Annotated in this window: 13 protein-coding genes and 1 riboswitch; of the genes, 3 read left to right on the plus strand and 10 right to left on the minus strand. The window is 37.4% G+C overall.

The window, feature by feature from the left end:
• Window positions 1–4: 4 nt before the first annotated feature.
• Genes ACZ5N5_RS01870 through ACZ5N5_RS01885 form a run of 4 tightly spaced genes read right to left on the minus strand, consistent with a single transcriptional unit; the run spans window position 5 to window position 4048 of the window.
• Entirely contained in the window at window positions 5–994 is a 990-nt protein-coding gene (locus tag ACZ5N5_RS01870) for a TRAP transporter substrate-binding protein (RefSeq protein WP_054787700.1), read from the minus strand.
• A gap of 10 nt (window positions 995–1004) precedes the next feature.
• The gene (locus ACZ5N5_RS01875; RefSeq protein ID WP_109985294.1) at window positions 1005–2033 is read right to left on the minus strand and encodes a zinc-dependent alcohol dehydrogenase; all 1029 of its coding nucleotides are present in this window, start codon (window positions 2031–2033) and stop codon (window positions 1005–1007) included.
• Between the two features lie 30 nt (window positions 2034–2063).
• Complete coding sequence (locus ACZ5N5_RS01880) at window positions 2064–2684, minus strand: GntR family transcriptional regulator (protein WP_054860261.1); 621 nt, start codon at window positions 2682–2684, stop codon at window positions 2064–2066.
• Window positions 2685–2707: 23 nt separating this feature from the next.
• A complete protein-coding gene (locus tag ACZ5N5_RS01885; RefSeq protein ID WP_464373156.1) occupies window positions 2708–4048 on the minus strand; it encodes a four-carbon acid sugar kinase family protein in 1341 nt (446 codons plus the stop codon).
• Window positions 4049–4448: 400 nt separating this feature from the next.
• Here ACZ5N5_RS01885 and ACZ5N5_RS01890 point away from each other — a divergent pair, with 400 nt between their 5' ends.
• From ACZ5N5_RS01890 to ACZ5N5_RS01900, 3 genes are all read left to right on the plus strand, one after another.
• Window positions 4449–4730, plus strand: a complete 282-nt coding sequence (locus tag ACZ5N5_RS01890; RefSeq protein WP_054787699.1) for a hypothetical protein — start codon at window positions 4449–4451, stop codon at window positions 4728–4730.
• A gap of 465 nt (window positions 4731–5195) precedes the next feature.
• Window positions 5196–5297, plus strand: a riboswitch (purine riboswitch).
• 157 nt (window positions 5298–5454) lie between these two features.
• Window positions 5455–6528 carry an NCS2 family permease gene (locus tag ACZ5N5_RS01895; RefSeq protein WP_464373157.1) on the plus strand — a complete coding sequence of 358 codons (1074 nt, stop codon included), beginning with the start codon at window positions 5455–5457 and terminating at the stop codon, window positions 6526–6528.
• Between the two features lie 15 nt (window positions 6529–6543).
• Window positions 6544–7083: a phosphoribosyltransferase family protein gene (locus ACZ5N5_RS01900; protein ID WP_277679178.1), complete on the plus strand. Its 540-nt coding sequence runs from the start codon at window positions 6544–6546 to the stop codon at window positions 7081–7083.
• Between the two features lie 347 nt (window positions 7084–7430).
• On the opposite strand, the gene ACZ5N5_RS01905 is transcribed toward ACZ5N5_RS01900, so the two are convergent.
• The 6 genes from ACZ5N5_RS01905 to ACZ5N5_RS01930 form a co-directional block, all read right to left on the minus strand.
• Window positions 7431–8573: a DUF2264 domain-containing protein gene (locus ACZ5N5_RS01905; protein WP_464373158.1), complete on the minus strand. Its 1143-nt coding sequence runs from the start codon at window positions 8571–8573 to the stop codon at window positions 7431–7433.
• On the minus strand, window positions 8563–9207 hold the full coding sequence (locus tag ACZ5N5_RS01910) for a YesL family protein (RefSeq protein ID WP_464373159.1): 645 nt from the start codon (window positions 9205–9207) through the stop codon (window positions 8563–8565). Before ACZ5N5_RS01910 ends, ACZ5N5_RS01905 begins: the two co-directional genes overlap by 11 nt.
• Before the next feature lie 503 nt (window positions 9208–9710).
• A complete protein-coding gene (locus ACZ5N5_RS01915) occupies window positions 9711–11069 on the minus strand; it encodes an extracellular solute-binding protein (RefSeq protein ID WP_464373160.1) in 1359 nt (452 codons plus the stop codon).
• Between the two features lie 27 nt (window positions 11070–11096).
• A complete protein-coding gene (locus tag ACZ5N5_RS01920; RefSeq protein WP_109985288.1) occupies window positions 11097–11939 on the minus strand; it encodes a carbohydrate ABC transporter permease in 843 nt (280 codons plus the stop codon).
• Window positions 11940–11961: 22 nt separating this feature from the next.
• Entirely contained in the window at window positions 11962–12894 is a 933-nt protein-coding gene (locus ACZ5N5_RS01925) for a carbohydrate ABC transporter permease (RefSeq protein ID WP_109985287.1), read from the minus strand.
• An 84-nt stretch (window positions 12895–12978) separates the two neighbouring features.
• A complete protein-coding gene (locus tag ACZ5N5_RS01930) occupies window positions 12979–13911 on the minus strand; it encodes an AraC family transcriptional regulator (protein WP_109985286.1) in 933 nt (310 codons plus the stop codon).
• Window positions 13912–14584: the final 673 nt, after the last annotated feature.

Genomic DNA, 14584 nt, shown 5'->3' on the forward strand with positions numbered 1-14584 from the left:
GGCTTCACTCCCTCATTTCCTGAATAGTGTCATAAAGTTCTCTACCATACTTATTTGCTAATTTTTCATTAACTTCTTGTACAGCTTTTCTAAAAGGTTCTTGATCTACTTCAATAACCTCTACTCCTTGATCCAACATTTCTTGAAGTGCCGCTTCCTCTTCTGAGAAAACGAGTTCATTTTGGTATTCTCGAGCTTCTTTAGCAGCTTCTATTACAGCTTCTCTTTCTTCCTCTGTTAATCCTTGAAATGTCTTTTCACTCATTAACAATTGTACATAACCGAATACATGATCGGTTTTCACCAGATAATCCTGCACTTCATGAATTCTCGCACTTGCCGTAAATGCAATGGGATTCTCTTGGGCATCAATTACCCCTGTTTGTAACGAGGAATATACTTCTCCAAAGTTCATTGGAGTTGGGCTAGCGCCCATTGCTGTCCATCCCTCTACAGAAGCTTCTATATTTGGAACACGAATTTTCACACCTTTTAAATCTTCTGGAGATTCTACTCGTTTATTTGTCGTTAATTCTCTAGGACCACGCAACCAGAATTCTAATCCTCGTACTCCCGTCGCTTCTAACATATCCTCCTGCAATTGCTCGCCTTTGGTACCGTATACAAACTCTTCCAAGTGATCTAAATCTTCAAATAAATACGGTAATTCTAAAATAGAATAAGGTTGATAAAAGTTCGACATTACACCAGCAACAAGCGCAAAATCAACTGAGCCAATTTGCATTCCTTCTATGAGATCACGGTCCGCACCCAAAGTAGAGCTTGGATAAACCTCTACTTTGACTGTACCATTCGTTTTCTCTTCTACTAGTTCAGCAAATTTAACTGAACCTTTATGCCAAGCGTTTGATTCACTTTGAATATGCCCCAATCGCAAAACCTTCGGATCTTGCGCACTCGCTGTTCCTTGATCACATGCTGTTACTAACAAAGCAACTAGTGTTAATAGTAATAAAATGATTTTGGTTTTCATCTTTATTCACCTACTCGAATGAAACAAGTACTTTCACAGAATTATCTTGCTTTTTGTTTACGATGGTGAAGCCTTTGTCGGCTTGTTGATAAGGTAATTTATGAGAAATCACTTTCTCAACATCTAATTCTCCCTTTGCAATAATCTCCAAGGCTTCCTCTGTATCTGGACGATTATATGTCATGCATCCAACTATTTCTTTTTCATTTTGTTGTAGTTGTTCAATATCAACAGACTGTTGGCCATGGAACATAGCTACAGTAACTACACGGCCTCCTTTTCTCAATAAATTCAAGGAATCATTAATAATGCCAGGGACACCAGCAGTGATGAATACTTTGTCGAAAGACCCCTTGTCTAACGTCAGTTTTGCTTCCTGAATCCAATTCGCATTATCCTTGATATTTATAACATTAGATGCCCCCATCTCTTTTGCTACATCTAAAGAGTAATCTAAAACATCTGTAACTACAATATCTGTTACCCCTTTTGCTTTCACCGCGATAAGTGTAAGTAAACCAATTGGGCCTGCACCTAAAATGGCTACACGATCCGTTGACTTAATATCTGCCTTATAAGCAGCATGGACCCCAACTGCTAATGGCTCTACCAAAACTCCCTGATCATAACTAACAGAGTCAGGTAATTTAACCGCCTGAGCTTCTGGTGAGACAAAAAATTCTGCCATTGTCCCTAACCAATCACCCATTCCAGGAGCCAAGCGCTCATCGGAATAATTCACATTTCCTGTCATGATTCCTTCACTCTCACCAGTACCGATTTGTGGCTCCACTGTAACACGGTCTCCCACTTTAAAATTCGTCACAGACTCTCCAATTTGTACTACCTCACCCGCAACCTCATGTCCAATAACAACTGGTGGTTTACGGAATGGATGTAATCCTTTATACGTATGGATGTCCGATCCACAAATTCCTGCAACTGCCACTTTAATAAGCACTTCATCTTCTTTTAATACCGGTACCTCAATATCTTTGATGCTAATTTGCTCTGCTGCCTCTACAAATACCGCTTTCATATATGATCTCTCCCTTATATACTATCGATGTTATTGAAAGTACATCATTTTGGATTCCAAAAGATGCCTTTTCATTAACTCAGAGCATCTTTCATCTCTATCTTTTAATGCTTGTAGAATTTCTAAATGCTCAGAGTAAAATTTCTGTACCCTTGCCGGTTCCTTTTTTAAATGACGTAACGTAATACGTCGCAAATGATCTTGATAGTTTAATAACACTCTCGTGATTTCATTATTTCCACTAAACTCACTTATTGCTAAGTGAAACTCATGATCTAAAGTGGCAAACAATCGTACATCTTTATCTGCAGCCGCCTTTTTCGTCGCTTCTATATTTTCCTGCAATTCTTTTAATTGTTCATCTGTAATGCGCTGATAGATTTCTTGACAATTAAATGTTTCCAAAGCAATTCGCAAGCTATAAATATCATTAATTTTCTCAATCGAAATATCATTTACGATGATTCCTTGCTTAGATGAAACGGTAACAAAACCTTCCGATTCTAATCGAACAAGTGCATTTTTAATTGGTGTCTTACTCATCCCTAATTCATCAATTAAGGTTCGTTCTGATAAGAATTGTCCTGCTTCATAATGTTCTTCTAAAATTCTCTCTTTTATTTTTTGGTAGGCAACGTCTTTTAATAACATATTCTTTTCCATCCTTTAGATTTTTATTTGGAGCCAGATTGATAGACTTTTTCAAAATACTCTGGACCACCTAGCTGACCACTTTTTAATGATATTTCTAATCTATCAAATTTTGCTCTCTCTGAATATGCTAAACATAAAGGAGCTCCTGGCGCAATAGAATCGATTACTTCTAAAGCATAAATATCCAAATTCGATGTAACAAAGCCAGATGTATCCCCACCAGAAATAATTACTCTTTGAAGTTCAACTATATCAAGCAATTGCTTGGTCCATTTTCCTAGCTTCTCCCCAATAAAAATACCTATATCCTCTCTTTTAACACCATGGTTCATTAAATGCTCTCGCGTTTTCGAAATATGAGGATCATCTGCACCCCTAGCTGTGTAGATTATTACTTTTTTATCTTCTTCTATTCTTTTTGCAACTTTTAATAAAAATGAATGTACCTTTGAGTCATCTGAAAATAATTCATATGGTATTCTTAAAAGATGAAAGCCAGCCTTTTCCGCTTTATCTAATTGTTGCTTTGTAACCTCAGATACACTACCGGAAACAGCAAAAATCTTCTTCACTTTAGTCGGCTTGGTATCGCGTTCCTTTCTCTGGACGTCCCCATGACGCTGCATCGCATCTCCAAGTGCATATTCTACTCCTGAAGAGCCCACGATAAATTGAATTTCTTCATCGCGTTTTTCCCATAATACCTCGGAAACCTTCTCCATATGTGAATTATTCAATGCATCATATAGTACAATATCAGCTTCCTTATTCTCTTGTTGATTAATTTCAGATACAGACTTTGTTTCCAAATCCATAATATTTACATTTACTACTTTTTGAGTCGTTTGTCTCGCTAGATGCTTTACTAGGTTTGCCTCATCCATAGGAGTTACAGGATGCTTTGCCATGACTGGGTGCCTGTCCAATCGATAAATTTCCTCTTTAAATTTGGCAAAGTGATTCCCAAACACTGTATATCTACCTAAATTAGGTGCAGCTACCAATAGTGGGTAGCTCCCATCTGGAAAGTATTTTCTCGCCAAGTCGCTCGCGAAACCGATACTCCCTACCTCTGGTGAAGAGTCAAAAGTCGAACAAACCTTATAATGAACAAAGAATGGATTCATTTCCTTGAGAAATTCAAACACTGGAGAAATCTCTTCCTCCATGCCTTTCAATCCCTTTGCTCTCGCAGTTCCTGCAACCCCGATACAATCCACATCCTGAAATTGATTCAGCTTTTCCTGATCAGGTAGCTTAAGAAATAGTATCGTTTTCAAACCATATTGGTCGAGCGCTTCCATTGCATCCGTGGAACCAGTGAAGTCATCACCATAAAATCCTAAAATATGTCTTTTCAAATCACTCACCACCATAAAATCTAACTTAGATCTAAGTTGTATCTAAAATAGTATCAACAAAAGAAAACGATGTCAACAGTTAAAATTTTTCGTATACAGATTATGAATAAAATCGTCCCAAAGTTCCTATCTATGGCTCATTTTCTGATAAATTTGATATGTTCATCATTCAAAGATTTATTAAGTTTAATCGTGGAACTCTTACCATAATATCTGTTTTTTGTATGTAAAAGTATTCCTCAAAAAAAATTAAAAATTTGAAATTAAACTATCTGAGAGATTAGTAATAGAAGGAATGATAGGACCCGATGTGGAAATATATATAATAGTATAAAGTGTTTAATCCTACCTTATTTTCATATATATAAGCTAAGGACTCGAGCAAAAGGAGGATCTGTATATGCGAAATTTTTATTCTGTAGTTTCTTTAGTATTTGTGATTTTAAGTATGGTACCACTAATAGTCCAGTATGATTACGAATGGGTTAAATTAGTGACATTTGATCAAAAGGGACTCATTGGGATGCTACTCCCTATCATTTATGGATTAATTAGTATAATGTTCGGTTTCGTGTCAAGAAAAGGGACTGTTAAGACATTGTTACTTGTCTTTGGTGTGAGTTTCCTTATATTGAATTCAGCCTACGTATTTGTAGCTATCTTTGGCTTTCAAGATCCTTAAATTATTTTTTAATTAAAGCTTATAAAAAGGAACTCTTCAATTACAAGCAAAGGAGTTCCTTGGTTTCTACCCGTTCATCAGTATATAGCCTTTTTCTGATTCGTGACCTAACGACTCGTATACCCTGCGTCCGCATTCTGAATTCCAACAATATACCCCTTATGACATATATTATGTGAAAGTAAAGATTAGGGCATGTTCGTCTAATGATTCACTGTATCTTATCGTAGAAGATGCCGTTAATCGATCTCGAGAAACGATATCTTATAATTCTTTGCGCATTATTTCTATTGATTTCAGTGCTCATGATAGACTTATTTTTTTTCCTTAATCTCCTCTACCCTTTTATATACATCTTTACTCTCAATATTAAAGAGAAACTGCCTTATAGGTGCTCTCTATTTTAAACTCCATATTTTAACTTCAAAGAATACCTTGTCTCATTCGACATAATATGATAAATTACAAAAGTAAACAAAACTTTATCATATAATCCTGGTAATATGGTCTGGGAGTTTCTACGGAGCAACCGATAATTGCTCTACTATGGACGTTGAATGTTAGAATGCTTCATTCTTGTAAAAGCTATCATTCTTTAGTTCTGTATAAATTTTTATATACAAACGTCTATGGATACCATAGGCGTTTTATTGTTTTTCTCTCCTATTTTCTGTAGCAGTGTAATAGAGGTTCGCTCCGTAGAGAACAGAAAGGTAGGAGTACGATGGAAATACTAAAAGACATTTTAGCTGCCCTTAGTGGTGTGCTAAACGGTTTGCCTCAAGGACTACTTGCACTCGCATTTGGATTTGCCTCCGTTCCAACAGCAATGGCCTTTATTGTAGGTGCATTAGGGAATAGTCTGACTGGATCTGTTGCGGTTATCTCTTTCCAAGCAGAAACCATTACGGTAGCAGGCTCGATGGGGAAAAATATGCGCGAACGATTGTCTATGATCTTTTTTGGTGCCTTGATCATGTTTGTCATTGGCGCTTTTGGCGCTTTAGAAATGATCATTGATTGGATTGGCCCTGTCATCAGTAATGGCATGATGGCAGGTGTTGGTATTATGCTTACAAAAGTTGCATGGGATATGGCGAAAGGTGATAAAATCCCTGGAATCGTTTCTTTCGCTACAGGTTTAATCACCTATTTAGCGACACAAGACTTAGTATACACGATAACCATTTCTGTTATTTTATCTAGTATTGTTGCTTTTTTTACTAGTAGAGATAAAGAGACGAAGGAAAAGAAACCATTTGTTAATGATCGTTTTCAGCGATTACAATTTGTGATGAATCCAATGGTTATTCGTGGAGCTCTAGCAATGGTTTGTTTAAATATCGGTGCAAACATCGCCTTCGGAAACATTAATAGTGATATTGCAGGACGAGATGTAAATGTAGATACCCTTGCGATGATTAGTAGTTTAGCAGATATGGCATCCTCTTTCTTTGGTGGTGGTCCAGTCGAAGTGGTGATTTCCGCTACCGCAAGCGCTCCCCATCCCGTCTGGTCTGGTGTCGTAATGATGGCGATTATGGCCGTTATTCTGTTATTGAAGCTTTTACCTAAAATCGGTAAATATATACCAACAGCCTCTATTGCTGGTTTTTTGTTCGTATTAGGTGCTATTGTGACACTTCCTGGAAACGCAGCGGCAGCATTAACTGCTGGAGAGGGATCACAAAGTATCGTTGGGGCAATTACGATGGTTGTCACCGCTATAACTGATCCGTTTCTTGGCATGTTGTCAGGAGTAGTTATCGAATTTTTGATGAAAATACTTGGATTTTAATCGAGGAGGAGAACCATGTCAGAAACATATAAACTTACGATTAACGGATTAGAACGAGAATTACCGATCATTGAGATCAATAATCAGCTAAGTATTGCGAGCTTCGTGATTTTAGGAGATACAGAGCTTGTTTGCCATGTCGCTCCATTACTAGCAGAAAAACTACCATCTGTCGATTATATCGTAACAGCTGAAGCAAAAGGAATACCACTTATCCATGAATTAACAAGAATCATGAATAAAAAAGAATACATTATTGCACGTAAAAGTGTTAAAGCATATATGAAGAATCCAGTTATCAACCGAGTAAATTCAATTACGACAAAGGATGAGCAACTACTTTGCTTAGATGGAAAAGATGCAGCATTACTAAAAGGAAAGAAAGTGGCTATCGTTGATGATGTGATCAGTACCGGGGAATCAATTCGTGCGCTGGAGGAGCTTGTACAACAGGCTGGAGCAATGGTTGTGGCTAAAGCAGCGATTCTAGCGGAAGGCGATGCTGCTGATCGGAATGATTTAATCTTTTTGGAAAAATTGCCTATATTTGAGTAATCTCGAGTATGATTATCTTGTCTTAGACTTATCCGATAGTAGCAGGCATATATCCTATTCTGTATATGCCCTGCTATTGGAAGGTCGATTTATTGTATATTGGTATTAACTTATAGAAGATACCCCAAAAATGCTAGACAGACCTTCAAGCACTCACCGCATTGTTTATCGATACAATGAAATAATATAACATTGCATAGACAACCACGTCCATTGCTTTTATTTCTTACTAGAAAATATTTTATATCGAATGCTAACCTCCCGGACGAAATAATTCACCAATTACTGTCAGTATTTTGCAACTAGAATTTTACTTTGTCTAGAATAATCATAAGCCTTCATTCCAATTAATCTAATGAATGATAAATAGCTACACGTTGGGAGCTCCATGCTTTCTTATTCGTCCACATGTCAGCTTCCCCTTGCCAAAATGGATGTCTTTGTGACAAACCTAATGGAAGGAAAAGAAAGCTACACAAATACAAGCTGCCTGTTGATATGTAAAATTCCCCTAACTCAGGTTGATGTCCTGCTAATCCAATCTGTAACCAGCCTTTTTCATCAAACAAATCGGAGTTACGAAAAGTAGTGCGCAACACTGCTGTTAAGCCAGCTCTTAATTGGCCGAAAGCCAATTCTTCTGGAAGCTCTTCACGCAGGACTTGATTAGCCAGATGATGGAAGGCACCAAATCGATAAGCAATCGATCGACCAATAACAGGAAATGTTCCTTCTGGTGAAATCATACGTTCTAAAATACGTGTATATTGAAGCGCTCTTTCCTTTATTTTTTTCTTACTATCCGACCAACCTTGATCATGCTTACCTACTATATCGACAATATCTAATAGCATCGGGTGAATAACATAGCTGTTATAATAATCAAAATGAAAGGATGCCCCATCACTATACATACCATCACCAACATACCACTGCTCAAATTGCTTGATCGCATAATCAATACGCATGGCATCCCAATCCACTTCGCCTAATTCATATAAAACAGCTTCAATGATGGCAGAAAATAATAGCCAATTTGAAAAAACCGGTTTAGTATTTCTCGTGGCTTTTAACGCCTGCAGGATATTTTTTTGGACACTTGCATCCAACTGCTTCCATAACACTTCTGGAGCACGATGGATCGCCTGTGCTAAAAAGGCACTGTCAACAAGAGGCTGACCACTTTCACCGAAATTCATATAATCCTTTGAGGCAGGATCTGTCGCATGTTCCAAACACTTTTGGATCCGAGCAATATATGTTAATCTAAGTTTTTCCTCAGCTGGATCCTCTGCCTGCCGCTCTAACCATGGTGCCATCCCATTTAATAATCTAGCAAAACCCTCTAAATGGCTAAAAGCCTCACGATTACTATCAGGAATTTGCTCTACTGGCATGTTTTCTTTTAGGGTTTCACGTTCAAGCTCTGTGATTAATGGCTCCGCAATCGCTAACATATTATTCAACCAATAAGATCGATCATCTGTCATGGACTATGTTCCTCCTTTTTTCTACAGCAATTTTGTTCTCGATTTTTTGAATCGATTGATAGGCAAACCACATAACAATAAAAGTAATTCCACTACCTAAGTATACACAGATTATTCCCGGAAAAAAATAACCAATAAAGAAAAAGGCGATGACATTAATTAGAATGAAAAGCGAATGGACCGGAGAGATGAGCGCGATCATTACTCCATGAAGAAAATAATCTATCAATCTCGCTTGATAATGAACAAAGGCTGGAAAAATATAAATGGCAAGAATAGCGAACAAAAAAGCGAAACCATATAAGATAAAAAGCAAAAGAGGCTCCAGCCAATTATTAAGTGAGCTGACAAGCGTCATATTCAAATAGATTAAAAAACATGCTACTACTAAACTATAGCCGATAATATTAGCTGTGATAAAATTTTGCTTGAATTCTAGCCAGAATGTTTTCAAGATAGTAACATCCTTTTCCCCTCTTATCCATTTTCGTTCAATGGCAAGCATGGCAACTACTGCTGGGAAAAAGCCAAAGACTACAAGGCCAAAGATACTAAAACAAATCCACAATAAATTAAGAAACGCTAGTCGTGAAATCCAAGTGGCTGAAGTATATATGATTCCCCCATTGTACATGAAGCTTCTCCTCCCATTCTCTTAAACATTTTTACAAAAGCTAGAAACATAACTGTGCCTGTGCATCACAGGTGGATCAACATTGGTCAGAGGACGTGACCGATTCAGTCGATGAAAGAACGGTATCGTCTCTCGTTTTTTCGATTGGCAAGCCTTTTTTAACTTAGTTGCAAGGTGCCTTCCAGTGTAAAGGATATATTGGACAGTTTAGTTGCAGGTTTTCTCATTTTGTCCCATATCCTATTTTATTGAACAAGTTCAGTTGCGGGTTCGCTCACTTTGTCCTTTATCCTATTTTATTGGACAAGTTCAGTTGCAATTTCGCTCTTTTTGTCTTATATCACTGATATGCAACTAAAATTTCACTAAGCACAAAACGAAGGGCAAGATGTAGTGCTCTCTACAACTATCATCTGAACTCCCTAAATGCATGGGCTGTTGCTATAGCAGCCACTTTTTCTTGCCTTCGCTTGTGAAGGATCTTAGAAAATAGATACTTCCCTTTATCTATTGTCTAGCCATGCCTTACTTTCCGCCTGTGCTTTATCTAAGGCTTCTTTGGCAGATCTTTTTCCAGCTAATGCTGCTTCAATTTCCGAGGTTAAGATAAAACGAGGCTGAGAGGATGCCCAAGGATAGCGCGGTGTCCATGGTGTTCGCATTGCTTCGATGGTTGGATTCATCATTTTTTCTACTTCCTTATAGCTCTCCCAGTCTTCGGCTGCTTTAATAACAGGCATAGCATTTGCTTCTTCAAAAAGATATCTTTGGAAATCTTCACTTACAGAAAATTTAATCCATTCCCAAGCTAACTCCTTATTATCACTTTCCTTTGCCATTGCCACAGGGCTTCCCGCAAACATACCACCAATACCATCATCATTGTTAAATTCTTGGGCTATTCCAATTCGATCTTCAAGTCCTTGTGCATACACTGGGAGAATTAAATCACCTGGTCCTTGATTCAGCATAATGGCAATATTGTTACGATCTGTTAACCACCTTTCTGCCCCTTGATTACTAATTAAGCCATCTGGAGCATATTCTTGCATCTCTAATAGCCACTCTAGGCCATTGACCATTTCTGGACTGTTATATTCAAATTGAATCTCATCCCAGGCAAAACCTGTGCCCCAGCGTCCGTTCTGCCCCTCTGCCAAGTTTACTAAGGTGAAGGCAGACGACCAGTCACCTCGAAACCAAATGCCGTAGTTTTCTTCACCGGTTACAGGATTGATCCCTGTCATTTGTTTAGCTTTTCTAGCTATCTCCTCCATTGTTGGATTATCCGAGAGATATTCTACCCCCCATTGATCAAACAGTTTTTTATCGTAATTAATAAAACGCGCATCTCCGATTAAGGGAAGTCCATAAATGGATAGCTCGTCACTGTCAGGTCCTAACACCTTCCAGCCACTGACTTGATTTTCAATAAATACGTCTAAGCTAAATTCGGGATCCTCTTCGATATATGATTGGAGCGGTTCAAGCACTCCTTGGGCAGCGAAATCTGCTAAGCCTGGCATCTGATAAACATCAGCCTCATTGGAAGTAATCATCGCTTGTGTTTTTTCCGTATACCCTTCCCATGGCATTAAAATAAATTCAACTGTTGCACCAGGATGCTGCTTTTCAAATTCCTGTTTTATTGAGTTAAGACCCTCATTTGTTTTTCCTGTAATAGGATCTGTTGCATCCTCCATGGAAAAATCACCTATTAAATGCACGGTCAACGTTTGCCCTGCCCACTTTCCTTCTTTTTTCGATGTACTCTCTGTTCCACTTTCACTTGAGGAACACCCAGCCATTATGCCTAACATTACTATGAACCAAACAACTAGCCACTTTTTTTGTACTTGCATGACGCCAACCTCCTTCTTTCTCATTATTTATTCACCCTTTACACCACTTAGAGCAATACTTTGAATAATGTAACGCTGTAAAAAGAGATACAGGACAATAATTGGTAGGATACTTACCGTAGCTAAAGCCATCGTAAGCCCTGCTAGACTGGTTCCATTTTCTAAGGCGAAGCTTGAAAGATATAAAGGAACCGTATGCAAATCTTGATCACTTAAAACGACAAGAGGCCACATAAAGTCATTCCAGCTCCAAATGAAGGATAAAATAACCATTGTCGCTGCAATTGGACCTGCTAAAGGTAAATAAACAGTGAAAAATATCCGAAATTCTCCGGCTCCGTCAATTTGTGCTGCCTCCCGAAGTGTTGATGGTAGCTGATCAAAGAATTGTTTACAAAGAAAAATTAGCATCCCATTAATCACGGTCGGTAGAATGAGTGGCCAAAAGGTGTTAAGCAGATCCACTTTGTTAAATAGTGTATATAATGGAATCAATCGAGGCTCCATTGGGATCATCAATGTACATAGCACAAGTAAAAAAAGTAATTTTTTATACTTAAAGGTACCCTTGGAAAAGGCGTAGCCTGCCAACAATGAGGCAAAAACCTGTAAGAGAACCGAACTGATGGTGACAATAGCAGAATTAAGATAGGATTGGACAAGTCTGCCATTCTCAAAGACAATTTTATAGTTAAAGCTTGCTACCTCTTCTGGAATCAACCTTGGTGGAAAAGGCAGAGTAATATTAGCGGTCCGATCAAAGCCAACACTTACCATCCAAAGAAATGGAATCATAAGTAATATACCGAAAATAAGTAAGACGACAAACTGGGCAATATTTGTTACTTTTTCATTCATTTTTGGATTCATAGAAATACCTCCCTTTCGCTCGTTATAGCTTCATTTTTGATACCTTTAAATTAATAAAGGTAAAGACAAGAATGATGATAAACATAATGTAGGTGGCTGCTGAAGCAATACCAAACTCAAAACCAGTAAAGCCTCGCTCATAAATAAAGGCTCCCATTGTTTGAATGGACCTTGCCGGACTACCACTCGGGCCACCTAACACATAGACTTCATTAAAGCGTTGTAACCCACCGATCCAGCCTGTAATTAATAGAAACGCAAATGTTCCAGACATGTTAGGCAATGTAATAAATAGCCACTGTTGAAATTTGTTTGCTCCATCAATGCGAGAAGCTTCATACATTTCTGGGGAGATAGCCTGCAAGTTAGCTAGACAGATAATAATGACGAAGCCAATCCAATGCCAAATCGCTAAGAGAATAACCCCCCATTTTGAGGTAGCTGGATCGGAAAACCATGAAGAAGCAGGTAACCCCAGGGCTTCTAAAGCGTAATTTGCCACCCCTAAATCAGGATGTAAAACGAATTGGAAAATCATAGCTGCCGCAACGATAGAAGTAACGTGTGGTAAAAAGTAAACAGTTTTTAATAAATTTTGTCCAAACTTAACGGAGTTAATTAATGAAGCAAAAATAAAACCTAAAGGGATCGTAATAATAATTTGGAAAAAGGCGATATAAAAAGTATTCCATACCGAGTTCCAAAATGAAGTAGAGGTTAATACTTGTTGAAAGTTCTTAAGTCCGATAAAATTCTCGATCGTTCCATTAGATTGATAGAAACTTAAACGAAATGATTCTACGATAGGATAGACCATAAATAACAAAATACCTAAAAAGCTCGGGAGTAAAAAGACATACCAAATCCACCTATTGTTCTTTTTCTTAGCTTTCAATGATTGAACATGGACACTTGACGACATTGAATGGTTCATACTTACCTTGTCTTTCGCCAATTTTTTCCCCTCCTTTTGAATTACATGGCAACATTACCGATTGGCACCGCTTACAATACTTGAAAAATTTATTACAAAGAAATCTTAGAGCTCATAATAGTTTCTGAGCATACTAGACATATCTCCTTTATTTTCTCGACTACGATATTCTGACGGTGTAACATAATAAAATTTTCGAAATTTACGACTAAAATGGGCAGCACTAACAAAGCCAGATTCTAATGCAACGTCTAATACTGATTTTTCCGGATATATATCCAATAAATATTTGGCACGCAATAATTTGCGTCGCATCATATATTGCATAATGGTAATACCAGTGACACTTTTGAATATCCTTGACATATAGTATTTGCTGATATGAAGCTGCTCGGAAATTTGATCAAGTGAGAGATTTTCATGGTAGTGATAATCAATCCAAGTCATTATCTCATTTACCTGCATAATCTTGTGGTTCTTCCCTGTAGGAACGGGTACTACTTGAGTCTTCGTTAATTCATAAATAATAAACAAGAGTTCAATTAACAAAGTAGTTGTGACACCTTCTAGCATGCGCCTTTCAATGGTTAGCTCGGTATGGCTCATCATAGTTAATTGTTTTTCATGAATCTTTTTTAGTAATCCCTGAATCTCCTCAAACTTTTTGGGACAAATATCACGTAGTAAGATATTTTCTAACTGGTTAAAGGGGGTCAATATTTCTGGAACATTTAATCTATTAATAATGGCCCTTATCCATTCAGGCGAAAAGTTGATTACCGACCGCTCATAGGGAACGTTATGGTTAGGGGCAGGCCCGTGTAAAGCAGATCCATTCATCACGATAATATCATTTTCGTGTAGTTGAATAATTTGATTGTTTAATAAATACTTACAATCACCACGATGAAACATATAAATTTCAAAATAATCATGAGAGTGGACATAAAAATCTTGTGAGTGAAATAAATAGTCTTTTTCATTCAAATTAGCGCCCATTCTTCGATAAAAGAAATGAAAATTTTCAAATTTATCCATAGACACACCCCTCGTATAAGTTGTTTGAAAAAGTTACTTTTCGTAATTATATTATACCTAGGCTAGACCACGATTATTTTTCAAAATCTACCTCCCTCATCATTTATCGATCCTTTCACTTGTAGCATTGGTAATAACACTTTCATAAAAGCTCCCTGATCAGACAGCTAAGGCAATATCTGTCAAACCCTTATTCTTGCTTCATTGCTTAATATAGTCAGTCAATTTTCGAAGCAGGGGATTATATCTGTGCATTAAAGATAACATTCACTTTCTCCTTGTGCTGTTTTAAAATTGTTTGCTTCTTGTCTGAAATTGCTTTCAATAGATGGAAATTGCTTTTTTTAGTAAAACAACCATTAAAAGTCCTTACACGTGCTAATGAGGATTTGTTTCATTACATTAATATATTAATCATAGTTATTAGAAGGGCCTATCACTAATTTTTGACTAGAACTCAAGTATGCAACTAGAGAGCAATCAAAGCATATCGTCGGGTGAAATAGACAGACTGTTCTCTTACCTGAAGCCTACATTACAAAAAACACGTTGATCTGGGAGTTAATCCCATCAACGTGTTTTCAATGCCTAAACCCAAGCTACCTGAAACTATACGGGCACCTTGGGCTTTTGTTACTATTTATAATGTACTTTTCCTTCTTTTAATAATGTA

This window comes from Gracilibacillus sp. JCM 18966 (assembly GCF_055392695.1).